24 protein-coding genes are annotated in these 23,058 nt (G+C 74.4%); 2 read left to right on the top strand and 22 right to left on the bottom strand.

Annotated features, from left to right (window positions below; genetic code table 11):
* Positions 1-44 precede the first annotated feature (44 nt).
* The 12 genes from E1258_RS06925 to E1258_RS06870 all read right to left on the bottom strand — a co-directional run bounded on the left by E1258_RS06925 (position 45) and on the right by E1258_RS06870 (position 11,261).
* Positions 45-1,403: a hypothetical protein gene (locus E1258_RS06925; protein WP_165949671.1), complete on the bottom strand. Its 1,359-nt coding sequence runs from the start codon at positions 1,401-1,403 to the stop codon at positions 45-47.
* A complete protein-coding gene (locus E1258_RS06920) occupies positions 1,403-2,374 on the bottom strand; it encodes an alpha-ketoacid dehydrogenase subunit beta (protein WP_132397886.1) in 972 nt (323 codons plus the stop codon). Before E1258_RS06920 ends, E1258_RS06925 begins: the two co-directional genes overlap by 1 nt.
* Positions 2,374-3,279 carry a thiamine pyrophosphate-dependent dehydrogenase E1 component subunit alpha gene (locus tag E1258_RS06915; RefSeq protein ID WP_132397884.1) on the bottom strand — a complete coding sequence of 302 codons (906 nt, stop codon included), beginning with the start codon at positions 3,277-3,279 and terminating at the stop codon, positions 2,374-2,376. The genes E1258_RS06920 and E1258_RS06915 overlap by 1 nt, the downstream gene beginning before the upstream one ends.
* Entirely contained in the window at positions 3,276-4,073 is a 798-nt protein-coding gene (locus E1258_RS06910; RefSeq protein WP_132397882.1) for a DUF3050 domain-containing protein, read from the bottom strand. Before E1258_RS06910 ends, E1258_RS06915 begins: the two co-directional genes overlap by 4 nt.
* Before the next feature lie 2 nt (positions 4,074-4,075).
* Complete coding sequence (locus tag E1258_RS06905; RefSeq protein WP_132397880.1) at positions 4,076-5,005, bottom strand: phytanoyl-CoA dioxygenase family protein; 930 nt, start codon at positions 5,003-5,005, stop codon at positions 4,076-4,078.
* Positions 5,002-6,111, bottom strand: a complete 1,110-nt coding sequence (hppD, locus tag E1258_RS06900) for a 4-hydroxyphenylpyruvate dioxygenase (RefSeq protein ID WP_132397878.1) — start codon at positions 6,109-6,111, stop codon at positions 5,002-5,004. Before hppD ends, E1258_RS06905 begins: the two co-directional genes overlap by 4 nt.
* Positions 6,112-6,170: 59 nt before the next feature.
* Positions 6,171-7,439 (bottom strand): beta-ketoacyl synthase, encoded by a 1,269-nt coding sequence (locus tag E1258_RS06895; protein WP_132397876.1) that lies wholly within the window; start codon positions 7,437-7,439, stop codon positions 6,171-6,173.
* Positions 7,436-9,052 carry a class I adenylate-forming enzyme family protein gene (locus tag E1258_RS06890; protein WP_132397874.1) on the bottom strand — a complete coding sequence of 539 codons (1,617 nt, stop codon included), beginning with the start codon at positions 9,050-9,052 and terminating at the stop codon, positions 7,436-7,438. The genes E1258_RS06895 and E1258_RS06890 overlap by 4 nt, the downstream gene beginning before the upstream one ends.
* Positions 9,049-9,585, bottom strand: a complete 537-nt coding sequence (locus tag E1258_RS06885) for a beta-ketoacyl synthase chain length factor (protein ID WP_132397902.1) — start codon at positions 9,583-9,585, stop codon at positions 9,049-9,051. The genes E1258_RS06890 and E1258_RS06885 overlap by 4 nt, the downstream gene beginning before the upstream one ends.
* 77 nt (positions 9,586-9,662) lie before the next feature.
* Entirely contained in the window at positions 9,663-10,757 is a 1,095-nt protein-coding gene (locus tag E1258_RS06880) for a beta-ketoacyl synthase N-terminal-like domain-containing protein (protein WP_132397872.1), read from the bottom strand.
* A complete protein-coding gene (locus tag E1258_RS06875; protein ID WP_132397870.1) occupies positions 10,750-10,995 on the bottom strand; it encodes an acyl carrier protein in 246 nt (81 codons plus the stop codon). Before E1258_RS06875 ends, E1258_RS06880 begins: the two co-directional genes overlap by 8 nt.
* Complete coding sequence (locus tag E1258_RS06870; RefSeq protein WP_132397868.1) at positions 10,995-11,261, bottom strand: acyl carrier protein; 267 nt, start codon at positions 11,259-11,261, stop codon at positions 10,995-10,997. The genes E1258_RS06875 and E1258_RS06870 overlap by 1 nt, the downstream gene beginning before the upstream one ends.
* A gap of 15 nt (positions 11,262-11,276) precedes the next feature.
* On the opposite strand from E1258_RS06870, the gene E1258_RS06865 reads away from it, so the two are divergent.
* Positions 11,277-11,933: a 4'-phosphopantetheinyl transferase superfamily protein gene (locus E1258_RS06865; protein WP_243715247.1), complete on the top strand. Its 657-nt coding sequence runs from the start codon at positions 11,277-11,279 to the stop codon at positions 11,931-11,933.
* A 50-nt stretch (positions 11,934-11,983) separates the two neighbouring features.
* On the opposite strand, the gene E1258_RS06860 is transcribed toward E1258_RS06865, so the two are convergent.
* The 10 genes from E1258_RS06860 to E1258_RS06815 all read right to left on the bottom strand — a co-directional run bounded on the left by E1258_RS06860 (position 11,984) and on the right by E1258_RS06815 (position 21,901).
* Positions 11,984-13,378: a class I adenylate-forming enzyme family protein gene (locus tag E1258_RS06860; RefSeq protein WP_132397866.1), complete on the bottom strand. Its 1,395-nt coding sequence runs from the start codon at positions 13,376-13,378 to the stop codon at positions 11,984-11,986.
* 373 nt (positions 13,379-13,751) lie between these two features.
* Positions 13,752-14,069, bottom strand: coding sequence for an antibiotic biosynthesis monooxygenase (locus tag E1258_RS06855; RefSeq protein ID WP_132397864.1), 318 nt, complete (start codon positions 14,067-14,069; stop codon positions 13,752-13,754).
* Positions 14,066-15,355 carry a beta-ketoacyl synthase N-terminal-like domain-containing protein gene (locus tag E1258_RS06850; RefSeq protein ID WP_132397862.1) on the bottom strand — a complete coding sequence of 430 codons (1,290 nt, stop codon included), beginning with the start codon at positions 15,353-15,355 and terminating at the stop codon, positions 14,066-14,068. The genes E1258_RS06855 and E1258_RS06850 overlap by 4 nt, the downstream gene beginning before the upstream one ends.
* A complete protein-coding gene (locus tag E1258_RS06845) occupies positions 15,352-16,635 on the bottom strand; it encodes a beta-ketoacyl synthase (RefSeq protein ID WP_132397860.1) in 1,284 nt (427 codons plus the stop codon). The genes E1258_RS06850 and E1258_RS06845 overlap by 4 nt, the downstream gene beginning before the upstream one ends.
* The gene (locus E1258_RS06840; RefSeq protein WP_132397858.1) at positions 16,632-17,066 is read right to left on the bottom strand and encodes a cupin domain-containing protein; all 435 of its coding nucleotides are present in this window, start codon (positions 17,064-17,066) and stop codon (positions 16,632-16,634) included. Before E1258_RS06840 ends, E1258_RS06845 begins: the two co-directional genes overlap by 4 nt.
* A complete protein-coding gene (locus tag E1258_RS06835) occupies positions 17,059-17,787 on the bottom strand; it encodes an SRPBCC family protein (RefSeq protein WP_132397856.1) in 729 nt (242 codons plus the stop codon). Before E1258_RS06835 ends, E1258_RS06840 begins: the two co-directional genes overlap by 8 nt.
* A complete protein-coding gene (locus E1258_RS06830; protein WP_132397854.1) occupies positions 17,787-19,310 on the bottom strand; it encodes an acetyl/propionyl/methylcrotonyl-CoA carboxylase subunit alpha in 1,524 nt (507 codons plus the stop codon). Before E1258_RS06830 ends, E1258_RS06835 begins: the two co-directional genes overlap by 1 nt.
* A gap of 13 nt (positions 19,311-19,323) precedes the next feature.
* Positions 19,324-19,767: an acetyl-CoA carboxylase biotin carboxyl carrier protein gene (accB, locus tag E1258_RS06825; RefSeq protein WP_132397900.1), complete on the bottom strand. Its 444-nt coding sequence runs from the start codon at positions 19,765-19,767 to the stop codon at positions 19,324-19,326.
* An 11-nt stretch (positions 19,768-19,778) separates the two neighbouring features.
* Positions 19,779-21,572, bottom strand: coding sequence for an acetyl-CoA carboxylase carboxyltransferase subunit alpha (locus E1258_RS06820; RefSeq protein WP_132397852.1), 1,794 nt, complete (start codon positions 21,570-21,572; stop codon positions 19,779-19,781).
* The gene (locus E1258_RS06815) at positions 21,569-21,901 is read right to left on the bottom strand and encodes a TcmI family type II polyketide cyclase (protein ID WP_132397850.1); all 333 of its coding nucleotides are present in this window, start codon (positions 21,899-21,901) and stop codon (positions 21,569-21,571) included. The genes E1258_RS06820 and E1258_RS06815 overlap by 4 nt, the downstream gene beginning before the upstream one ends.
* A 427-nt stretch (positions 21,902-22,328) precedes the next feature.
* Here E1258_RS06815 and E1258_RS06810 point away from each other — a divergent pair.
* The coding region (locus E1258_RS06810; RefSeq protein ID WP_132397848.1) for a BTAD domain-containing putative transcriptional regulator at positions 22,329-23,058 on the top strand (730 nt) is incomplete at its 3' end.

Raw genomic sequence — 23,058 nt, 5'->3', positions numbered from 1 at the left:
CCCGGCGGCGGCTGCCGTCATGGCAACCACCGCCGGGGGCACGCTCAGTCGGTGAGCAGGATGCCCGTGATCAGGACCCCGCGCGCGATGTTGAGCACGCCCTCGCAGCCGGGGAAACCCACCCGGGCCAGGCCGCCGGAACCGGTCCGGCCGAACAGGTACGGCGCGAGGCTGTACGGAACGTCGGCGGTGACCGTCTCCCCCGTCTCCATCCGCACGAAGTCCATCGCCACCCGGTCGGCCGGCATGTACTCCTGGAGGATGTAGCCGCCCTCGTCGATGGCGGCGCGCAGCCCCTGCGCCCACTTCCCCGGGTCGGTCTCCCGGCCTAACAGCACGCCGATGCCGGCGGAGCCGTCGGCGGGCTTGGCGACCAGGTCGTGCTGGTCGGCCAGCGCCCGGGGCAGCTCGGCGGCGGTGAGGGCGGTGGTGCGCGGGACGTACCGGCGGATGAGCGCCTGGTCGGCCTCAGCCAGGGTGTCGAGGTCCTGCCACAGCCAGGCGAAGTTGAACTTGTTGCCGAGCAGCCACGCGGCGGAGCTGACGAACATCGGCAGGGTGCCGGCGGCGAGGGCGCCGGCGACGGCGTCCAGGCCCGCGCTGGGGGTGACCCGGTTGGGCACGAAGAGCCGAAACAGCGCGTCCACGGGAGCGTCGCGGACGACGAGGCGCTTCTCCTCGTCGAGGGTCACGGTGCCGACCGGGGCGATGACCAGGTCGATGCCGAAGTCCCGGGCCCGATCGACCAGCGGGGACAGGATCTTGATGAAGTCTTCCGGCCTCTCCAGGCCCGGGTAGTCGGCGTCGAAGTCCAGCAGCAGGGCGACCCGGGCCCCGTCGGCCAGGGCCAGCTCGTCGCGGATCGCCACGAACCGCTGGTCCAGCAGGGACGGGGCGGGCCGCACCGGCAGCCCGTCGAGGATGCCCTGGTCGGCGTAGAGCTTCGCGTACCGGTGGACGACCGTGTCGGCGTCGAAGCACCCGCCGAGGCTGCTGTCGATGTTGTACTCGACGAACTTCGGCACCCCGCCGGAGATCAGCACGTCCGGCCGGTACGCGGCCAGCAACGCCTCGGACAGCACCTCGTCGGTGTCGAGCAGCCTCGTCTCCTCCGCCGGCACGCCGAACAGCCGGGTCAGCTCACCGGCGGTGCGGGCACGCCGCTGGCACGCCTGGAGGATGAGCTGGGCGATCCGGTCACAGACCTCGTTCAGCTCGCGGAACGCGTCCGCCGGCATCACCGGGGGCCGGGCCAGCCGCCACGTCCGGTTGTACGTCGCGCAGCCGTAGAAGATCTCCCTCCAGGCACCCGCCCCGGCGGCCACCATCGCCGCGCGGGTCGACTCCGGCAGGTCGTTCCACGCCTGGTCGGGCTGCGGCCAGGGGTAGTTCGGGTCGATCATCATCCGTCCTTCATGGTGAGTTGGATGGCGGCGGTGAGCTGCTCGCGGCCGGGCTGCACGGCCCGGTCCAGCGCCGGGGCGAAGGGCAGCACCGCGCCGTCGGGGCGGGTGACCCGCCGGGGCGGCGCGTGCAGCCGCACCCGTTCCACCACGGTCGCGATGATCTCCCCGGCGATCCCGCAGGACCGGTTGGAGTCGTCGACCACGACCAGCCGGCCGGTGCGGGCCACGGACGCGGTCAGCCCGTCCCAGTCGAACGGGTAGAGCGTGCGGGGGTCGAAGACCTCCACCGACACCTGGCCGGCCAGTTCCTCGGCGACGGCGAGGGCGTCGTGCACCAGGTGCCCGACCGCGACCACCGTCACGTCGTCGCCGGCCCGGTGCACCCGGCCCCGACCGATCGGCACCGGGGCCAGCGCGGCGAAGTCCACGTCGGCGCGCACGTCCATCGCCCCGGCCGGCGCGAACACCACCACCGGGTCGACGTGCCGGATCGCCGAGACCAGCAGCCCGTACGCGTCGGCCGGGGTGGCCGGGACCACGGTGGTCACCCCGACGTGGGCGAAGAGGCTGTACGGGTGGTCGGAGTGCTGCCCCGCCCACCCCGTGCGCGAGCCGGAGCCCGGCACGAGGTAGGTGACCGGCACCGCGCACTGCCCGCCGGTCATCAGCGGGAACTTGTGCGCGTGGTTGACGATCTGCTCGAAGACCAGAAACAGCAGGGACGGGATCTGGAACTCCACCACGGGGCGCAGGCCGGCCAGGGCCGCGCCGGTGGCGAAGCTGGTGAACGCCTGCTCCGACAGCGGGGTGTCCACCACCCGGTCGGGCCCGAACCGCTTCAACAGCCCGGCGGTGACGTTCGAGGCGGCGACCCGGATGTCCTCGCCGAGCAGGAACACCGATTCGTCGCGGGTCATCTCGTCGGCGAGGGCCCGGGTGAGGGCCTTGCGGTACGACAGCCGTGGCATCAGCCACCTCCCGTCCGGGCGACCAACCCGCTGGCGTACAGGTGCTCCAGCGCGCCGGCCGGGTCGGGCTCGGGGCTGGCCAGGGCGAACTCCAGGGCCGCGTCGAGGGTGGCCTCGACCTCGGCGTCGACGGCGGCCCGGTCCGCCTCGGGCAGCCGGGCGCCCTGGATGTCCACCGGGTCCCGGGACCGGCCGGCGGCCACCTCCCCGGGGGCGCGGTAGTCGAGGCGTACCGCGTGTTCGAAGGTGTGGTGGGCGTCGAACCGGTAGGTGCGGGCCTCGATCAGCTCGGGTCCGCCGCCGGCGCGCATCCGGGCGACGGCGGCGGCCGTGGCGTCGCGTACCGTCTCGGGGTCCTGGCCGTCGACGACGGCCGCCGGCATGCCGAACGCCTCGGCCCGGCCGGGAATCGTGCCGGCCACCGCGCCGTCGACGGGCATGGTGGTGGCGTAGCCGTTGTTCTCGCAGACGAACAGCACCGGCACCCGCCACAGCGCGGCCAGGTTGAACGCCTCCAACAGCATCCCCTCGTTGACCGCGCCGTCGCCGAAGAAGGTGGCCCCGACGATGGCGTTCGCGCCGAGCACCCCGACGCCGAGGTCGGCGGCGTGCATGGACCCGCCCCGGCCCCGGTTGAGCCCGGTCTCCCGGCCCAGCAGCTCGGCGAGCATGCGGGCCGGGTCGGCGCCCTTGGCGAGCACGTGGCCGTGCCCGCGGTGGGTGCCGGTGACCAGGTCGTCGTCGCGCAGCGCCGCGCAGACCCCGGCGGCGATCCCCTCCTGACCGAGGTACGGGTGGATGCCGCCGACGATCGCCCCGGAGCGGACCAGCGCGACGGCCCGCTCCTCGAACCGGCGGATCAGCCGCACCGTGCGGTACAGCCGGACGGGATCGTCGCGGGTCACGCCGGGTGACCCTCCTTGATCGCGGTGAGGATGTCGTCCCAGAGCCGGGCGCGGGCGGCGAGCGCCAGGTTGACCGTGTCGGCGCACTCCTGCCACTTGGCGTCGTCGTCGCCGCACAGGTCGGCGAGCATCTGCATGGCCATCGGGGTGTGCTGCTCCCCGTCGACCTCGATGTGCCGCTCCAGGTAGTCGACGAACTTGTGCAGCTTCTGGCTGCGCTCGTTGACGGCGACGACCTGGGCGAACATGTCGGGGATCAGGTCCTCGCGGCCGAACGCGAACGCCGCCGCCTGGCAGTGCACCGGGGTCGACTCGATGATCTTCCAGGTGGTGCCGGCGAACGCCGCCGACGGGCCGGGCACACCCGCCTCTACCAGCGCCGCACCGACCGGCTTGCCGGCGCGCAGCAGGTCGATCAGCGCGTCCACGGCGGTGGTGGCGGCCCCCGCCTCGGCCATGCCCTGCACGTACAGCTCGAAGTGGCTGATGTAGCCCTCGCCGAGCTCGTCGCTCTCCTCCACCATCACGATGTCGTTGATCAGCCGCCGGCTGCCGGTGGGGCCGGTGGGGATCCACGGCACGTCCACGCAGGTGAGCTGCCTCTGCAACGACTTCAGCAGGGACATGAAGTCCCAGACGGCGAAGACGTGGTGCTCCATGAAGGTGACAAGCGCCTCGTGGGTGTCCAGGTTGGCGTAGAGGGGGTGCTTGACCACCACGTCGCGGCGGTCGGTCACCGCCTGCTCCAGCCGCCCGATGCCCGGGTGCGTCTTGCCCCAGTCGTACCGTGACATTGTCAGCCTCCCTGTTGGGCGCGGTCGCGCCAGATGACCGGGCAGAAGTCGGGGTCCGCGTAGTCCGGCCGCCCGTCGTGGGTGCGGCGGACCAGCACGTCGTGGTTGTACGCGGCGAGGGTGCCGTCGGAGAGCGGGAACTCCCGGTAGGCGTTCGCGCCGTCCTGCAGGTGCAGCGAGACCGCCCGGCGCGGGCGACCGCTGACGTTCGCACCGCTGCCGTGATAGGTGCGGCAGTGGTGGAAACTCACATGCCCCTTGGGGATCACCATGGGGACCTTGCGGATCTGGGTCCCGTTGTACGCGGCGTTGCGGGCCAGCATCTCTTCGAGCTGGTCACGGTCGCGCTCGGCGAAGTGCCGCACCACGGTGTCGTCGGCTCCGATCTCGGACCACCGGTGCGACCCGTCGACCATGGTGATGGTGCCCATCTCCACGCCGCAGTCGTGGAACGGAATGAACGCGGTGAGCATGTCCTCCGACGTCGACGACGACCAGTAGTGCTTGTCGAAGTGCCAGGGCACGATGTTCGACGGCTCGCCCTCGACCGGCGGCTTGTAGATCAGCGTGGACTGGAACACGCGGATCTCGGTGGCCCGCGCGAGCCGGGCGGCGACCGCCCCGATCAGCGGCTTGCGCAGGATCGCGGAGATCGCGTCGTGCTCGTAGTGGACGTAGTCGTTGTGCCGCTGCACCGGGCCCTTCGACGGGTCCCAGTAGGCGAGCTTCGGCGGGCGCACCGGCAGGGTGCGGTCCCGCTCGCCGTCGTAGTACCGGTCGGTGGCCGCCACGAGGGCGTCCACCTCCTCGTCGGTGAACAGCTTCTTCGACAGGTACCAGCCGTGCTCGGCGTAGTGCCGCACGTCGGAGTCGGACGGCAGCAGCGCCTCCTCCTGCGCGGTCAGTGTCGGATGGAACTGCGTGGTGGTCATGCCCCAACCCCTTGTGCCGTGCCGGCCACGACGGCGGGGGTCGCCCCCGCCGCGGCCAGCTCCCGTTCCTTGGCCTCGTAGAGGGCCTTGATGTTGCCGCTGCCGAAGGTCAGCGCCCCGCGCCGCTCGATGAGTTCGAGGAAGAGGGTGCGCCGCACGTGCATCGACTCGGTGAAGATCTGCAGAAGCTGGCCGCCGTGGTCGCGGTCGACCAGGATGCTCAGCTCGCGCAGCCGGTCCAGCGGCGCGTCGACCGGGCCGACCCGCCGCTCCAGGTCGTCGTAGTAGGCGCCCGGGGTGCCGGCGAAGCGGACGCCCCGCTCGCGCAGCGCGCCGACGGCGGTGACGATGTCGTCGGTGCGCAGCCCCAGATGCTGGACGCCGGCCCCGGCGTGTTCGCTGAGAAACGCGTCGATCTGCCCCGGCCGGTGGCCGCGGTCCGGCTCCAGCAGCACCAGGGTGACCCGCCCGGACGGGCTCTGCACCACGGTGGAGTTCATCGCCTGCCCGGCGACCTCGATGTGCTCGGTGAAGATCTGCGCGAAGCCGAAGACCCGCTCGTAGTGGGCGACGGTCGCGTCGAGCTGCCCCGGCGGCACGCAGATCGCCAGGTGGTCGATCTCGGCGAGCAGGCCGTCGGCGCCGCCGGCCGGCTCGGCCGACTCGAACGCGCCGGGCAGGAAGTCGCGCCGGTCGCCCCGGCGCTGCACCAGCCGGTGCAGCACGTCGCCGAAGCCGGCCACCTCGGCGGTGACGACCTCGGCGTCCGCGCCGGTGAAGGTGGTCGGCGGCGTCACCGGCGTGGCCCCCCGGCCGACCAGCTCCGCGTACGCCCCGGCGGCGTCGTCGACCTCCAGCGCCACCACGGCGATGCCGTCGCCGTGCCGCTGCACGTACGCCGACGCCCGATGCTCGGCGGTCAGCCCCGAGGTGAGCACCATCCGGATGTCGGCCTGGCGCAGCAGCAGCGAGCGCTGCCCGCCCAGCCCGGTCTCGGGACCGCCCTGACCGCAGAGGCGGAACCCGAGGGCGGTACCGAAGTAGAAGGCGGCCTGCCGGGCGTCCCCCACGAAGAGTTCGATGTGATCTATAGAACGGATGTCCATTTACCAGCCCTTCCCCATGTCCCCCCGTGACTGCGGCCCGGGCGCACCCGCCCGGGGTGTTACGCGAGATCACCTCCCGGGGCGGCGGCGCGCGCACCCGCACCGGCGGTGCGCCGCAGCAGCAGGCTCACGTTCTGCCCCCCGAAGCCGAACGAGTTGGTCAGCGCGTGTTCCGGCGCGGCCCGCCTGGGCACGGAGCGGATGTGGTCCGCCGGGCAGGCCGGGTCCGGGTCGTCGAGATTCCAGGTCGGCGGCAGCAGCCCCCGGCCCAGCGCCAGCGCGGTGGCGGCGGCCTCCAGCACGCCGGACGCGCCGAGCAGGTGCCCGGTGAGCGCTTTGGTGGAGCTGACCGGCACCCCGCCGTCGCCGAACACCTTGGTCAGCGCGGTGATCTCGGCGATGTCCCCGAGCTTCGTGCCGGTGCCGTGGGCGTTGACGTAGCCGACGTCGCCGGCTGTCACCGCGCCGCCGGCCATGGCCCGGCGCATGCACTCGGCCGCCCCCTCCCCGTCCGGTCGGGGCGCGGTCGGGTGGTGGGCGTCGGTGTTCGCCCCGTACCCGGCGACCTCGGCGTAGCCGGCCACGCCCCGGGCGGCGGCGTGCTCGGCGCGTTCCAGCACCAGCAGCGCCGCGCCCTCGGCGAGGACGAAACCGTTGCGCCGGGCGTCGAACGGCCGGCTCGCCTCGGTCGGGTCGGCCCAGCCCCGGGCGAGCGCACGGGCGTTGCCGAAGGTGTCTGCGAAGGTGGGAAACAGCGGGGCCTCGCTGGCCCCGCAGACCACCACGTCGGCCTCCCCCGCCCGGATCAGCCGCACCGCGTCGGCGACGGACTGGGCACCGGAGGCGCACGCCGTGCCGACCGACGAGCTGTAGCCCCGGATGCCGTGGGCGATGGCGATCCGCGCCGCCGGCATGTTCGGCAGTATCCCGGTCAGCAGGTACGGGCTGACCGCCGCCCGGCCCCGCTCGGCCCGCGCCAGCACCTGCCGTTCCAGGGTGGACATCCCGCCGACGCCGCCGACGATCACGCCGATCCGGCCGGGGTCGACGTCGCGGCCGACCTCGATGCCGGCGTCGGCGAGCGCGTCGGCGGCGGCGAGCAGGGCCAGCACGACGATCCGGTCCACCACCCGGGCCTCCGGGCCGGACACGACGGTACGCGCGTCGATCTCCGGCAGCAGCCCGGCGGACTCCAGCGACTCGCGGGCGGGGTGGTCCTGCGGCGGGCGGTGAAGCCCCGACCGGCCGGCGAGCAGGGCGTCGAAGGTCTCCCCCACGCCCCGGCCGGCCGGGGTGAACAGGCCCATCCCGGTGATGACAGCCGTCACGACGGCGACTCGGTCAGGTAGCGCTCGCGCAGCACCACCTTGCGGACCTTTCCGGTGACGGTGACCGGGATGTCCTCGGAGCGCACCGGCACCACCCGGCGCAGGGTCGCCCCGACGTCCGCGCCGAGCGCGGCGCGGACGGCCTCGGTGCGGTCGGTGCCCGGGTCGGCCCCGGCCGCCAGTTCCAGCAGCACGTCGGTGACGACCCGGTCGCCCTCCTTCACGATCACCACCGTGCAGTCGGTGACGTCGGGGCAGGCGGCGAGGACCCGCTCCTCGGACAGGGCGGTGAAGAACCGCCGTCCGTCGCCGACCTCGACGGAGTCGACCGCCCGGTCCAGGTGGTAGTACCGGCCCTCGTCGTCGGCGTACACCAGGTCACCGGTGAGGTACCAGCCGCGCAGCCGGAACCGGTAGGTGGTGACCGAGTCGTTCCAGTAGCCCCGGAACAGCGACGGCGAGTCGATGCCGAGGAAGCCGACCTGCCCCGGAGGCAGCTCGTTGCCGTCGGCGTCGAGCACTGCGACCTTCGTGAACCGGTACGGCCGGCCCACGCAGCGACCGTACCGGTCGGTGTCGGCGGTGTGGGTGATGTGGAACATCGAGTGGCCCATCTCGCTGGAGCCCAGCCCGTCGATGAAGACGGAGCCGGGCACCCGCACGACGCCCTGGCGGGTCACGGTGTCCCGCGAGCCGACCGCGACGAGCCGGCGCACGTGCGGCTCGTGCGAGCAGTCGCCGGTGTTGAACCACAACCGCACCGAGTCCAGGTCGTACGCGGACAGGTCGAACCGGGCCAGCTCCGCCCAGGTGACGGAGAAGCCGAACACGCCGTCCGGCCGCCACCGCTGGATCGCGTCGAGCACCCGCTCGCCGCCCTGGTCGGACAGCAGGAACATCTCCGCCCGGTTGCCCAGCGCCTGGTTGACCATGAGCACGGTCGCGGTGTGCGGGGCGGGCAGCGCGTTGAGGATGCGGCCGGTGCCCTGCGCCTGTGGCATGGACAGCAGGTGCCGGGTGGCGGCGAACAGGCTCGCGTGCGAGTGCAGCACCGCCTTGGGCACCCCGGTGGTGCCGGAGGTGTGGGTGATGACGATCGGGTCGTCGGGGTGGTGCCGGTAGTGCGCCGGCGCGGCGGCCGGGTCACCCGTGCCGGCGTCGGCGGGCGTGCCGAGCAGCGGCACGCCGAGGTCGTGCCCGGCCAGCAGCTCGGTGTGCGCGGCGTCGGCGAGCACGCCCGCGCCGCGCAGCCGGCGGATGTACTCGGCGGCGATCTCCGGGCGCAGCCTGCCGTTCATCAGCGCGGGAATCGCGCCGAGTCGGGTCAGGGCCAGGAAGCTGAGCACCATGTCGGCGGCGGCGGTGGCCCAGACGGCGACCGGGTCGCGCGGCTTGACGCCCCGGGCGTGCAGCCAGGCGACCCGGGCGGCGACCCGCTCGTCGAGCTGACCCAGCGTCAGCGGACGTTCGGCGGGATGCTCGTCCACGGCAGTGTCGAAGGTCAGTCCCGGGCCGTCCGGGTCGGCGCCGTGCGCCAGCACCCGGGCCAGCACGTTGCCGGCGCCCAGCTCGGTGTCGGCGGCCAGCAGGCCGCGCAGTCCCTTGGTCTTCATCGTGCGTCTCCTCGCCCCAGCAGCATCGCGACGGCGGCGGTGCCGGGCGGCCGGCCCGGCGCCGCGGCCGCCACGCCCGCACCGGCGTCGTCGGGTGCCTGTTCGATCAGGATCAGTAGTGCCTCGTCGGCGTCGCCGTCGGTCAGCAGCAGTTCCGCCTCGGCCGCGCCCTCGGCCAGTGGGTCCCCGGTCGGGGCGAGGCAGACCACCGGCCCGCCCAGCCCCCAGCGCGCGGCGACGTGGCCGGCGACGCTGTTGGGCACCGACTGGAAGAAGAACAACGGTCCGGGGCGCCCTCCGGCGGCGACCGTGGTGTGCACGTGGTCCGCGCTGGCCCGGTCCCCGGCGGCGCTGACCAGCACCACCGCGGTCCGCCCGCCGACCGGCTCCGGGGCCGGCCGGTCGCCGTGCCGCCGGGTGAGGCACCGGTCGGCGACGGCCGCGACGACCGGGCTGAACGCCGAGTGCACGAACCCGGGCAGGGGTGGCGGGGTGGTGTCGCCCGGCTCCGGCCAGCGCGCCCGCGCGCACATCCGCAGCCGGCCGTCCGCAGCCGGCCCGGTGGCGGCTGCCGTCGCCGCCGGGGCTTCGGACCGCCCGCCCGCGCCGGTCACGCCGCACCCACCAGCAGGGCGGTGTTGGCGCCCCCGAACGCGGCGTTGAGGCTCACTGCGTACGGGGTGGCCGCCGGGCGGGGCGCGTCGCGGATGACGTCGAGCGGGCATGCCTCGTCCGGGCCGAGCCAGCCGGCGTTGACCGGCAGCTTCCCGTGTCGTACCGCCAGCACGGTCACCACCAGCTCCAGCAGCCCGGAGGCCTCCAACGCGTGCCCGTGCAGCGCTTTGGTGGAGCTGACGGGCACCCGGTGCGCGTGCTCGCCCCAGGCCAGCCGCAGCGCCGCCGCCTCGGCCGCGTCGCTGTACCCGGTGCCGGTGGCGTTGGCGTTGACGTACCCGATCTCCTCGGCGTCGAGCCCGGCGCGGCGCAGCGCCGCGTCGAGGGCGCGGGCCAGACCGCGACCGCGCGGGTCGGGCTGACAGGGGTGGTAGGCGTCGCCGGCCCGGCCCCAGCCGAGCACCGACGCCAGCGTCGGCGCGGCCCGCCGGGCGGCCGCATCGGCGGACTCCAGCACCACGGCGGCCACGCCGTCGCCGAGCAGCAGCCCGCGCCGCCCGGCGCTGAACGGGCGGACCACGCCGTCGGTGGCCAGGGCCCGGCCGGCGTCGAAGAGCGCGTACTGGTCGGGTTCGACCAGGTACCCGGCGGCGACGACGACCCGGTCGACGTCGCCGCGGCCGATCAGCGCGGCGGCGTCGGCGACCGCCGTGGACGCCGACACGCAGGCGCTGGTGTAGACCCGGGGTGCCCCGGCCAGCCCGCACCGACGGGCCAGTTCCCCGGCCAGCGCCGGCACGCCCGCCCCACCGTGGGCGGCGAGCAGCAGCGGCGCGCCGGCTCGGCCGGCGGCGTCGAGCCGGGCGGCGGCGCACGCGGCGCGCACCGCCTCGGTCAGTTCGTCGGCCAGCGGGCCGGTGTCCGGGAGGGTGGCCGCCACGCCGACCCGGCAGGCGGTGGTGTCGAACCGGCCGACCGGCCGAAACGCCGCAGCACCGGCGAGCACCCCGGCGAGCTGGGCGTCGGCTCCCCTGCCGAGCGCGCTGAGCGCGTGGACACCGGTGATCCGTACGGTGGCCCGCTCAGCCATCTGCGGGGGCGGTCAGGCAGGTGTGGAACACCACCAGGGCGTCGTCGACCGTCCGGATACCGGCGAGCTGGTCGTCGGTGAGGTCGAGCCGGCGGGCGTAGCGCTGTTCGACGAGGTGGACCAGCCAGGCGAGCTCCATCGAGCCCACCCGGTCGGACACCTGGTCGACCGGCTTCGCGGTCATCTCGGCGAGCATGGTCAGCAGGTCAGCTCGCCCCAGGTCGGGCCGACCGGCCATCAGCAGTTGCCGTCGGCCGTCGCGGCGACCCGGTCGGCGACCATCGTGGTGAACTCGCCGACCGTCATCAGGGCCAGCTTCTCGGACTCGTCGTCTGCGAACTTCAGGCCGTAGCGGTCCTCGACCCGCACGGCCAGGTCGGCCAGGGCCAGCGACTCCAGGTCGACGCCGGCCGGGCCGAGGGTGGTGTCGTCGTCGATGCCGTCGACGTCGTAGTTCATGTCGTCGAGCTGGGAGATGACGAAGGCACGAACCTCGTCGCGCATGGTAAACCTCTTTCCGTGAGCCAGTCAGCGGTGCCCGGTCGGGACACCGTGTACGTGTTCCTCGGCCGTACCGCCGGCGGTCGGCCGGCGGCGGCCCGGCGGCTGCTACGGCGCGCGGGTGGCACGCTGCTCGGCCGGGCGGAGGCGGAGATCCGGGTGGGACGTGACGTGGCCGGGCGGCCGATCGTCGACACCGGTGACGCGGTGGAGCTGCCGGTGAGCGTCAGCCACGCCGGCGGGGTCGTGGTGGTGGCGGCCCGCCTCGCCGGCGGGGTCGGGGTCGACGTCGAGCGCCGCCGGGACCTGCCGGCGGTGGCGTTGGCCCGCCGCTGGTACGCCCCGCAGGAGGCCGCCTGGCTGGGCGAGCGCCCCGCCGACCAACGCGCCGAGGCGTTCCTGTCGCTGTGGACGGCCAAGGAGGCGGTCGGCAAGGTGCTCGGGCGCGGGTTGCGCGACGGCGGCCTGCGCCGGCCGATGCCGGTGCCCGGTGAGCCCGCCGGTGAGCTGCTGCGCCCCCTGCCCGGGGGAGGCGGGCTGCGGGTCGGCCATCCCCGGCTGGCCGGAGCCGGGCCCCTGGACCCGGCCCGCGACGGGCTGGTGCTGGCCGGTGAGCTGGTGCTGGCCGTGGCGGTCGACGGGCCGGCGGACGGGGTCGAGTTGGTGGTCGACTGACTGATCAGTCGGCTTCGCGGGCACGACGGCGGGCCGCCAGAGCGGGCCGGTCACGGCGTGGCCGCCCGCAACGCCTCGGTCGAGCGGACCAGCTTCCCGGTGGTGGTGCGGGGCAGGCGGTCGAGCAGGCGCAGGGTGCGGGGCCGCTTGTAGGCGGCGAGCCGCTCGGCGAGCAGCTTCTCCAGCACCTCCTCCGACAACGGCCCGTCTGGCTGCACGTACGCGGTGATGTCGCCGTCGTGCACGACCACGGCGGCGGCGACGCCGGGCAGCCCGGCGAGGGTGGCCTCGACCTCGGTGAGGTCGACCTTCATCCCGCCGACGGAGACCTGGGAGTCGAGCCGGCCGCGCACGGTGACCAGGCCGGTGCCGGGGTCGACGGTGCCCGCGTCGCGGGTGTGCAGCCAGCCGTCGGCCCAGCGGTCCGGGTCGGACAGCCCGACGTACGGCGAGTCCGGGCAGCTCACCCACAGCTCGCCGGTGGCCGACTCCCGGACGGTGATGCCGGGGGCGGGGGCGATCGCGGGGCGGTGCCACCCGTACAGGTCGGTGCCGATGACGCCGACCTCGGTCATCCCGTACATGTTGCCCAGCGGCACCCCGAAGCGGTCGGCGAACGCGGTGACGACGGCCGGCGGGACCAGTTCGCCACCGGTGGTCATCCGCCTGAACTGCGGCAGCGGGCCGGTCGGCCGGGTGGAGGTGAGCAGTCCGATGTGGAACGGCACGCCGAGCACGGTGGCGGGGGTGTCGTCGGCGGCGATGGCGGCCAGCACGGCGTCGCCGCTGAGCCGGTCCGGCGGCACCAACGTCACGTGGGCGTGCAGGCCGTAGAGCAGCCCGCCGACGAGGCCGAGCACGTGCACCATGGACGGCAGCAGGATGATCCGCTCGCCGGGCAGCGCCACGCCGTCGATGCGCGTGTAGCGGCGCACCTCGGCGACGAGGGACGCGGCGCTGCGACCGATCACCTTGGACGGTCCGGTGGAGCCGGAACTGAGCTGGATCACCGCGTGCGGGCTGCCGGCCGGCCGGTCCGAGTAGGCGGTGACGCCCTCGGTGACGTCGACGAAGATCTTCAGCGCGGCACCGCCGGTGCGCACCGGGGCGACGACGACCTGCGGGGTGAGCCTGGCGAGGGCGCGCTGCACCTCGTGGTCGGTGAGCCGGTGGTCGAGCAGGATCGCCTGGGCCCCGCTGCGCCAGGTGGCGAGCAGGTTCACCACGTACGCCAGCGACGGCGGCAGGCGCAACGCGGCGGCGCCGCCGGGACGCAGCCCGGCGTCGGTGAGCCGGGCCTGGGCCTCGCCGACCAGCCGGCGCAGGGTGCCCCGGTCCACCGGGTCGGGCAGCCGGAGACAAACTTCGGCCACCGGGCCGGCCAACAAAAGATCGTCAACCCAGGTAGGGTCGCCCACTGTAGACTCTGCTGCCGAACGATCCATGGTCACTGTGGTCTACCGCCCAGCATTGAAAAAGGACACAACCGCCCAATGTGGTGCGTCTTGCGGGGTGCTGACCGAACACTACGACAGCCGTCGAGAGCATTACTAGATGCGAATGGCTAGATCAAAAAGGTCGTGCGGCCCGATTGTCGGTCAGCCCGTTCGCCGGGCAGGATCGGTAGCCGCGCGGGCCGGCGGCGGCGCCCAGGGCGGCAGCCTGCCCGCCGGCGGGCGCGCACGCCGGGGCGGCAGCCTGCCCGAATTCGGCGCCACGGCCTGCCCGGGCTCGGCCCGACGGCCGATGGGTGACCGCCAGCGGCAGCCACCCATCGAAGGTACACGATCTACTGTGAACGGGCCACGTGCCCGCGGATCACGCCAGGGCCGGCGTCTGCGCGTAGACCAGGAAGCGCAGAGACCGGGCGTCGGTGAAACACTCCCGCATCGGCTTGACCAGGTCCCGGTGCTCCGGGCTGCGCTCCCACGCCTCGAACGCGGCCAGGTTCACCCACTCGCTGGTGATCAGCCACTGCTCCGGGTCGGCCGACGAGCGGCACACCTGGTCCACCAGGTGCCCCGGCACCCCCTCGGCGACCAGGTGCCGGATGGCCTGGTACGCCCGCAGGAAGTCCCCGGTGCGCTGCTCGGGCACCCGGACCAGGAAGACCACCCGCGCCCGCTGTTCGATCATCGTGCCGCTCCTCTCGTCACGCCGGGCTCGACCGCCCGGCGGGGCGCCGGCGCCGGACGCGCCGCCGCGCCCCGCAGCACCAGCGCGCTGTTGAAACCGTCGAACCCGCGCGCGACGACCAGCGCCACCCGGGACGCGGGCCGGCGGGGCTCGCGCAGGAAGTCCAGCTCACAGCCGCTGGCCGGGCGGTCGGGGCCGGCGGAGGCGGGCAGCGTGTCGTGGGCGAAGGCCAGCAGCGCCGTAGCCACGTCCAGCGCCGACCCGCCCTGGTGCGCCCGCCCGGTCAACGGCTTGGCCGTGGTCACCGGCACGGGACGGGCCCCGAACACCGCGCGCAGCGCGTCGGCCTCCGCCCGGTCGTGGCGGGGCGTGCCCAGCGCGTCGGGCAGCACCACGTCCACGTCGTCGGGGGCCACACCGGCCCGGTCCAGGGCCAGCCGCATCGCCCGCGCGTACTGGGCCGGGTCCCCGGCCGAGTCGGGGCCGGTGTGCGCGGCGTCGTGGGTGGCCCCCCACCCGGTGACCTCCCCGTAGATCCGCGCCCCCCGGGCCAGCGCGTGCGTCAGCTCCTCCACCACGAACACCGCCCCGCCCTCTGCCGGGACGTACCCCGCGGCGTCGGCGTCGAACGGCCGGTACGCCCGCGCGGGGTCGTTCCGGACGCTGAGCAGCCCGGAACGCAGCTGACAGGCCAGCGCGTACGGGCTCAACGGACACTCGGTCGCCCCGGCGATCACCACGGGGGTGCCCCGCCGCACGGTGCGCACCGCGTGGGCGAGGCTGTCCAGCCCACCGGCGGACTCGCTGACCAGCACCCCGCAGGGGCCCTTGAACTGGTGGTGGATGGAGAGCTGCCCGACACTGGCGGCGTAGAACCAGGCGATCGACTGGTACGCCCCGACGGTGCGCGACGGCCCGCCCCACAGCCGTTGCAGCTCCCGCTGCCCGAACAGGTTCCCCCCCGACGAGCTGGCCAGGGTGACCGCGTACCCGTACGGGTCGGGGGCGCGGTCGGGCAGCCCGGCGTCGGCTAACGCCAGCCGGGTGGCCGCGAACCCCAGGTGGGTCCACCGGTCGGTCTGCACCAGCCGGCGGTTGTCCGCCCAGGTCAGGGCCTCGAAGTCGGGCACCTGACCGGCGAAGCGGGTGGGATAGGAGGCCGGGTCGAACAGGGTGATCGGCCCCGTGCGCCGGGTCCGCGTGACCACCGTGGACCAGTGCGCCTCGACGCCGACCCCGCTCGGGGCGACCACTCCGATCCCGGTGACCACCGCCCGGGTGGTCACGCCGCCCTGCCCTGCGCCGCCGCGCCCAACCGGCGGAACACCATCGCCGACTGGAAGCCGCCGAACCCGCTGCCCACCGACAGGGCCACGTCCACCGGCAGCTCCCGGGCCACGTTCGGCACGTAGTCCAGATCGCACTCGGGGTCGCGGGTGGCCCAGTTGGCCGTGGGCGGGACCACGCCGTACTCGATCGCGAGGGCGCAGGCGGCCATCTCGATGGACCCGATCGCGCCGAGGGAGTGCCCCACCATGGACTTGATGGAGCTGATCGGCACCCGGTGGGCGGCCTCGCCGAGAGCCCGCTTGAACGCCGCCGTCTCGTGCCGGTCGTTCTGCCGGGTGCCGGAGCCGTGCGCGCTGATGTAGGAGACCTGTTCCGGGATCAGCCGCGCCTGCTTCAGGGTCGCCGAGATGGCCAGCCCCATCTCCAGCCCGTCGGGGCGCAGCCCCGTCATGTGGTAGCCGTTGCTGCGGCTGGCGTACCCGGCGACCTCGCAGTAGACGTGCGCCCCACGTCGGCGGGCGTGCCCGTACTCCTCCAGCACCAGCACCGCCGCGCCCTCGGCGAGGACGAAACCCTGCCGGTCGGCGTCGAACGGACGCGACGCGCGCGCCGGGTCGTCGTTGTCGGGGCTGGTCGCCTTGATCGCGTCGAAGGAGGCGACCGTGACCGGGGAGATCGGCGAGTCCGCCGCCCCGGCCAGCACGATGTCGGCCTCGCCGTCGGCGATGAGCTGGTGGGCGTACCCGATGGCGTCGATGCCGGAGGTGCAGCCGGTGGAGACGACCTGCGCCGGGCCGTGCAGCCCGTGCCGGCAGGCCACGTCGGCGGCCAGGCTGCTGGGCACGAGCGCCTGGTACAGGTACGGCCCGCCGCGACCGTGGTCGACCAGCCACCGGCTGCCGGAGTCGCTGACGGTCACGTACTCCTGCTCCAGGGCCATGGTGCCGCCGACTGCGGTGCCGAGCACCACCCCGGCGCGCTCGCGCTGCGCGTCGGTCAGCTCCAGGCCGCTGTCGGCGACCGCCTCGATCGAGCAGGCCAGGGCGAACTGCACGTAGCGGTCAGCGCGACGCCGCTCGGCCTCGGCGAGCCCGGCGGCGACCGGGTCGAAGTCGCACTCGGCGGCGATGCGGGAGCGGAACGGCGACGGGTCGAAGAACGTGATCCGCCGCGTCGCCGTGCGCCCCTCGGTGATCATCTTCCAGAACCGGTCCCGGGTCACGCCGCCCGGAGCGACCACCCCGACGCCGGTCACCACCGTGCGGCGCGCGGTCACGACGCGCCCCGCTGTTCCGCCAGCTCGGTGTCGACGTGGCCCAGCTCCGGGCGGGGCGCGAGCGGGCCCAGGTGGAACACCACCTCGGCCGGCTCCGGACCGGTGTTGCGCAGCCGGTGCCGCACGTATAGCGGCACATACAGCGCCTCCCCGGCGGCCAACGGCACCGGCCGGTCGTCCAGGTCCACGGTGATCGCCCCCCGCGCCACGTACAGGAACTCCTCGCTGTACGGGTGGTAGTGCTCGGCGATGCGCTCGCCCGGGGCGAGGCAGGCCACCCCCATGAACCCGGAGGTGCTGCCGACCGTCTTCGGCCCGAGCAGCACCCGCAGCTCGCCGCCGCGCCGCCGGTCGGCCGGGACGTCGCGGGCGGCGACCGTCCGGTACGCCGGCGCGTCGGCCGCCGGGCACTGATCGGTGGTCTCACTCATCGTCGCCTCCCGTGGTGGCGGAGCCGGCCCGCGCCGCCCGCTCGATCCGTTCCTTGATGACCGCGAGCTGGACGCGGCTGTTGGTGTTGATCCGCGCGGTCATCCCCGCGTTGTCCAGCGGGGCCCGCGGGTGCATCGCGAAGTCCTGCACCCAGGTCATCCGGGTGCCCTCGGGCTCGGTGTCGTAGTGCCAGCGGATGCGCATGTACTCGAACGGGCCGGTCTCCACCCGGTGCGCCCGCACCTCGCGGTTCTCCCAGTCGGTGGTGCGTTCACTCACCCAACTCCACACGGCGCCGTTCTCGTCGGGGTGCATGGTGAGGCGGAACCGCACGGTGCGGCCGTCGCGTTCGAGGATCTGCGCCGAGGCGTACTCCGTGAACAGGCTCGGCCAGTTCGCCACGTCGTTGGTCAGCTTCCAGACCAGCCGCAACGGCGCGGCGATGACGATGCTGTTCTCGGTGTGCCCGGGCGGGTCGGTCTCCCGGGTCACCAGGTCGGCGACCTCGGCGATGCTCAACCGCGCGGCGTCCTCGGGCAGGCGCACCCGGTACCGGTCGGCGATCACCGCGGACAGTTCGAGCAGGGCCAGGGAGTCCATGCCGAGGTCCTCCAGGGACGCGGCGGGCTCCCGGGCCGCGGCCTCGGCGTCCAGGCCGCAGTGCGTCACCAGGATCTCGGTGATCTCGGCGGTGCGCGGGCGGCCGTGGGTGACGGTCATCAGTTCCTCCTCTGGTCGGGGCCGGACGGACCGGCGGCGGGGACGGGAACGGAACTTCTCCCGTCAACCGGTGCGGCGGGATCCGGCACGTCTGGGCGCGCGCCGGCCGGGGCGGTGCGCGGGCCGGTGCCGCTGGGGCGCGGGGCGGTGTCGCCGGGGCGCGAGGCGGTGTCGCCGCCGCGCAACAGCCGGTCGACCAGCCCGGTGGTGTGCCGCCCCCCACGGAAGGCGGCGTCGGCGAGCACCCGCCGGACGAAGGGGATGGTGGTCCGCACACCCGGCCCGGCGATGTCGAACTCGGCGAGGGCGCGGTCCAGCCGGCGCAGCGCCAACTCGCGGTCCGGGGCCCAGACGGCGACCTTGGCCAGCAGCGAGTCGTAATACGGGCCGACCAGATAGCCGGGGCGCGCGTGGGTGTCCACCCGGGTGAACGGCCCGCCGGGCGGGTGGAACCGGTCCAGGCGGCCCGGGGTCGGCGCGAAGCCACGGTCCGGGTCCTCCACGTTGACCCGGCACTCCACCGACACGCCGTGCGGCCGGACGTCGGACTGCCGCAGCCGTAGCGGCGCCCCCGAGGCGATGTGCAGCTGCTCGTGCACCAGGTCGATGCCGGTGATCATCTCGGTCACGGGGTGCTCGACCTGGATCCGACAGTTGATCTCCAGGAAGTGGAACCCGCCGTCGTGGTCCATGAGGAACTCCACCGTGCCGGCGCCGGTGAAGCCGACCTCCAGCGCCCCGCGCAGCGCCGCCGCCGCGATCGCCTGCGCGGCGTCGGCCGACAGCGACGGGGCCGGGGCCTCCTCCACCAGCTTCTGGTGCCGCCGCTGCACCGAGCAGTCCCGGGTGCCCAGGTGCACCCCGTCGCCGTTGCCGTCGCAGAGCACCTGCACCTCGACGTGCCGCGCGTCGGTCAGGTACCGCTCGACGTAGACCCGGTCGTCGCCGAAGGCCGCCTGGGCGGCGGCCCGGGTCCGCGCGTACGCCCGGGGCAGGTCGGCGGGGGCGTCGACCACCGTCATGCCACGCCCGCCGCCGCCCGCCGCGGCCTTCACGATCACCGGGTAGCCGATCTCGGCGGCGACCTCGGCGGCCCGTCGCGCCGTCGGCAGCGTCTCCACGCTGCCCGGCGGCAGGGGTAGCCCGGCCCGCCGCAGCAGCGCCCGCGCGGTGGCCTTGTCCGCCAGCGCGGACATCACCTGCGGCGGCGGGCCGACGAAGGCCAGCCCGTGCTCCGCGCAGATCTCGGCGAAGTCGGCATCCTCGGAGAGGAACCCGTAGCCCGGGTGCACCGCCTGTGCCCCGGTGCGCCGGGCCGCCTCCACGATCGCCGCCGCGTTGAGATAGCTGCGCCGGCTCTCCGCCGGCCCGATCCGGACCGCTTCGTCGGCCAGGCGCACCACCGCGGAGTCCGCGTCGGCGCTGGAGTAGACGGCCACCGTCGCCACGCCCAACTCCCGGCAGGCGCGCAGCACCCGCAGCGCGATCTCGCCCCGGTTGGCGATCAGCACCTTCTCGAACATGCCCGCACCCGACCTAGGCCGGTTCCAACGCGACCAACGGCTGGTCGTACTCCACCGGCGTACCGTCGCCGGCGAGGACCCGCATTACTCGGCCGGCCCGGTCCGCCGTGACCTCGTTCATCAGCTTCATCGCCTCGACGATCCCCACCACCTGGCCGGGCCGGACGAGGTCGCCGACCGCCACGAACGGCGCGGCGCCGGGCTCCGGCGCGCGATAGAAGGTGCCGACGACCGGCGAACGCACGACGGCGTGCCCGGTCTCCGCGGGCCCCACGGCGGGCTCGGCAACCCGGGGATCGGGTACCCGGGCCGACGCCGGCTCGGCCGCGCCGTGCCACTCCACCTCCAGCGCGGTCTGCCCGCTGCTCAGCCGCACCCGGCGCACCGGACCGGCCAGTTCGGCGACGAGGTCCCGCGCGTGCCGGCGCAGCCCGGCCAGCACGGCGTCGTCCGGCATCTCCTGGCCGCTCACCGGATCACTCCCACCGCCGCGCCGGCGACGCCGGAGCGGGCCGCCCCGAAGCGGCGGAACCGCTGCCGGCGACGCCGGATCAGCGTCGCGGGCGGCACGTCGAGCAGCGGGGTCAGGTGCGCCAGCACCGCCCGGCGCAGCAGCTCCCCGGCGGCGTCGGGGTCGGCGTGGGCCGCCGGCGCGGGCTCCGGAACGACGTCGTCGGCGATGCCCAGCGCGCACAGGTCGGGCGCGGTCAGCCGCAGCGCCCGGGCAGCCTGCGGGGCCGCCGAGCTGTCCGGCCAGAGGATCGCCGCGCACCCCTCAGGGCTGATCACCGAGTAGACGGCGTGCTGGAGCATCAGCACCCGGTCGGCGACCGCGAGCGCCAGGGCGCCACCGCTGCCGCCCTCGCCGGTCACCACCGCGACCACCGGCACCGGCAGGCCGCTCATCACCAGGATGTTCTCCGCGATCGCCGCCGCCTGCCCCTGCGTCTCCGCGGTCACGCCCGGGTCGGCGCCGGGGGTGTCGACGAGTGTGACCACGGGCAGCCCCAGCCGGGCTGCGAGCCGCATGAGCCGCAGCGCCTTGCGGTGCCCGGCCGGACTCGCCATCCCGAAGTTGCGGGCGACCAGCTCGGCGGTGCTGTGTCCCTTCTGGTGCCCGACGACCATCAGGTGCCGGTCGCCGAGCCGGGCCAGCCCGCCCACGACCGCTGGGCAGTCGGCGCCGAGCCGGTCGCCGTGCAGCTCCACGAAGCCGTCGAAAGCGGTGCCGAGGTAGTCCAGCGCGGTCGGCCGGCCCGGGTGCCGGGCGATCCGCACGGTCTCCCACGCGTCGCCCCCACCGGCCCGCGCGTCACCCCCACCGGCCCGCGCGTCGCCACCGCCGGCCCGCGCGTCGCCACCGCCGGCCCGCGCGTCGCTTTCGGCGCTGCGGGCGGCAGGCGGTGCACCGGGCGGCTGGTGGGGCACCGACCGCGCCGGCTCCCGCCGGGCCACCGCGCGGCGGCCCGACTGCGCTGCGGCGAGCAGCGCCACCAGCCGCCCGCGCAGGGCGCGCCGCTGCACCACCATGTCGACCTGGCCGTGTCGCAGCAGGAAGTCGGCGGTCTGGAATCCCTCGGGCAGACCGCGCCCGGTTACCTGCCGGATCACCCGGGGGCCCGCGAAGCCCATCCGCGCGCCGCTCTCGGCGAGCACCAAATCGGTGTTGGTGGCGAACGACGCCGCCACTCCCCCGTACGTCGGGTCGGTCAGCACGCTCACCGTCAGCAGTCCCGCCTCACGTAGCTGCGCGACCGCCTGGCTGACCGTGGCCATCTGCATCAGCGACAGCGCGCCCTCCTGCATCCGTGCCCCGCCCGAGGCGGTGACCAGGACCAGCGGCACGGCATCGGCCAGGGCCCGCTCGGCGGTACGGGTGATCAGCTCGCCGATCACGCAGCCGAGGCTGCCGCCGAGGAACCGGAAGTCCATCACGGCCAGCGCCACCCGGTTGCCGCCGACGCGGGCGGTGCCGCAGACGACCGCCTCGGGCAGGCCGGTGCCGGCCCTGGCCGCGGTGAGCCGGTGCGGGTACGGCAGCACGTCGACGAAGCCGATGGGATCCACGTCGTCCGGCCGGCCGGGCAGCGCCGCGAACGAGCCCGGGTCGACCAGCTGGCGCAGCCGCTCCGGCGCGCCGAGCCGGGCGTGCGCGCCGCACTCCGGGCAGACGTCGAGGTTGCGCCGCAGCCGCTTGCGGTAGAGCAGGGCGGCGCACCCGTCGCAGCGCGACCAGAGCTGCTCGCCGACGGTGGCGGTCATGCCCGCCGCCCGGCGTGGTCCCAGCGGTAGAAGCAGCGCGCCATCGCGTCCCGGGGCGAACGCCACGTCGGCAGGTACGGCGAGACGTACGGCCGCAGCCGCGCGCTGACCCGGGCGAACTCGGGGTGCTCCCGAATGCCCTCCACCGCGTCCTGCCCCTCCCGTTCGGTTTCGAGCAGGTGGACGTAGAGGTCGCCCAGCCGGTACAGCGAGCGGTGTCGTACCCCGGCCAGGCGCGGCAGCTCCGTGGCGTCGGACTCGGCGAAGATCTCGGCGATCCGCTTCTGCGCGTCCGGACCCACCTTGGCGACAATCAGCGAACGATTCATGGACGTGCCTCCCCTATGGCGCGCGACGGCGCGGCGTGGACTCGCCCGTCACGCGGGACGACTGCCGCCACGGTGCGCGCACCGCCGTCACCAAGGCGTCACCGGCACCCCTCGGACGAACACGACCCACTGTGACGCTCCGTTGATGCAACCTGTGGACAATCCATGCCCCACCTGAGAAGACGACCTCGATGACGACAAGTTTTCGCAGTTAGAACGGCATATTCTGTCCACGATGACACCGCCCCGCACTCAACGCCGTGTTGACTCACCGTAATCATTGTTGTTAATCTCCGAGTGGGCCAGCCCGGCGGTCGCGGCGTCCGAGCCGCACCGCGTGGAGCCACCGGAGACAGTGGCGTCCCGGGGGCGACCGCGCCGGGACGCACGAGGAGTCCGGACGAGGTCCGGTGCAGGGGGTGCCGCCGTGACCACTGATCCGCCCACGCCGACCACGGGCGACGACCCCCTCCCGGAGGTTTCACTGCACCTGCTCGGCGGCTTCCGCCTGCTGCACGACGAGACCCCCGTCGTCGTGCCCCGCGGCCTGCAACGGGTCCTCGCGCTGATCGGGCTGCGCCCCGGCGCCACCCGCAGCCACCTCGCCGGCCTGCTCTGGCCCGAGGCGTCGGAGGATCGGGCACTGTCCTCACTGCGCACCGCGCTGTGGCGGCTGCGCCAGGACCCGTGCTGCCCCCTGGTCACCACCGGCGACACCACCCGCCTCGACCCCCGCGTGCGGCTCGACGTCGACGACCTGACCAGCACCGCCGCCCGGGTCCGCGACGGCGACGACCCGGGCAGCGCCGCCACCGCCCTCGCCGGCCGGCACGACCTGCTCCCCGGCTGGTACGACGACTGGGTGCTGCTGGAGCGGGAACGCCTGCGCCAGCTACGGCTGCACCTGCTGGAGCAGGTGTCCCGCAACCACCTCGCCGCGGGACGGCACGGCGAGGCCCTGGAGGCGGCACTGGAGGCCATGGCCGCGGAACCGCTGCGCGAGACCCCGCACCGGCTGGTCGTACGCGTCCACCTCGCCGAGGGCAACGTCTTCGAGGCCATGCACGCCTTCTACGCCTACCGCGATCTGCTCCTGCGGGAACTGCGCCTGGAACCGTCACCGGCGATGTCCGCCCTGCTGCACGACACGCTCGCAC

The organism is Micromonospora sp. KC207, assembly GCF_004348615.1.
Taxonomy (GTDB): domain Bacteria; phylum Actinomycetota; class Actinomycetes; order Mycobacteriales; family Micromonosporaceae; genus Micromonospora.
Note: the sequence above shows the minus strand (reverse complement) of the source record. Positions and strands in the feature narration are given on the sequence as shown.

Excerpts from the sequence above, each read along its gene's own strand:
- E1258_RS06910 (WP_132397882.1), bottom strand. The coding sequence starts at position 4,073 with ATGTCACGGTACGACTGGGGCAAGACGCACCCGGGCATCGGGCGGCTG.
- E1258_RS06870 (WP_132397868.1), bottom strand. The coding sequence starts at position 11,261 with ATGCGCGACGAGGTTCGTGCCTTCGTCATCTCCCAGCTCGACGACATG.
- E1258_RS06880 (WP_132397872.1), bottom strand. The coding sequence starts at position 10,757 with ATGGCTGAGCGGGCCACCGTACGGATCACCGGTGTCCACGCGCTCAGC.
- E1258_RS06925 (WP_165949671.1), bottom strand. The coding sequence starts at position 1,403 with ATGATCGACCCGAACTACCCCTGGCCGCAGCCCGACCAGGCGTGGAAC.
- E1258_RS06905 (WP_132397880.1), bottom strand. The coding sequence starts at position 5,005 with ATGACCACCACGCAGTTCCATCCGACACTGACCGCGCAGGAGGAGGCG.
- E1258_RS06820 (WP_132397852.1), bottom strand. The coding sequence starts at position 21,572 with ATGACCGCCACCGTCGGCGAGCAGCTCTGGTCGCGCTGCGACGGGTGC.
- E1258_RS06890 (WP_132397874.1), bottom strand. The coding sequence starts at position 9,052 with ATGAAGACCAAGGGACTGCGCGGCCTGCTGGCCGCCGACACCGAGCTG.
- E1258_RS06885 (WP_132397902.1), bottom strand. The coding sequence starts at position 9,585 with ATGTGCGCGCGGGCGCGCTGGCCGGAGCCGGGCGACACCACCCCGCCA.
- E1258_RS06920 (WP_132397886.1), bottom strand. The coding sequence starts at position 2,374 with ATGCCACGGCTGTCGTACCGCAAGGCCCTCACCCGGGCCCTCGCCGAC.
- E1258_RS06840 (WP_132397858.1), bottom strand. The coding sequence starts at position 17,066 with ATGAGTGAGACCACCGATCAGTGCCCGGCGGCCGACGCGCCGGCGTAC.
- E1258_RS06830 (WP_132397854.1), bottom strand. The coding sequence starts at position 19,310 with ATGTTCGAGAAGGTGCTGATCGCCAACCGGGGCGAGATCGCGCTGCGG.
- E1258_RS06835 (WP_132397856.1), bottom strand. The coding sequence starts at position 17,787 with ATGACCGTCACCCACGGCCGCCCGCGCACCGCCGAGATCACCGAGATC.
- E1258_RS06860 (WP_132397866.1), bottom strand. The coding sequence starts at position 13,378 with ATGGATCGTTCGGCAGCAGAGTCTACAGTGGGCGACCCTACCTGGGTT.
- E1258_RS06815 (WP_132397850.1), bottom strand. The coding sequence starts at position 21,901 with ATGAATCGTTCGCTGATTGTCGCCAAGGTGGGTCCGGACGCGCAGAAG.
- E1258_RS06875 (WP_132397870.1), bottom strand. The coding sequence starts at position 10,995 with ATGGCCGGTCGGCCCGACCTGGGGCGAGCTGACCTGCTGACCATGCTC.
- hppD (WP_132397878.1), bottom strand. The coding sequence starts at position 6,111 with ATGGACATCCGTTCTATAGATCACATCGAACTCTTCGTGGGGGACGCC.
- accB (WP_132397900.1), bottom strand. The coding sequence starts at position 19,767 with ATGCCGGACGACGCCGTGCTGGCCGGGCTGCGCCGGCACGCGCGGGAC.
- E1258_RS06855 (WP_132397864.1), bottom strand. The coding sequence starts at position 14,069 with ATGATCGAACAGCGGGCGCGGGTGGTCTTCCTGGTCCGGGTGCCCGAG.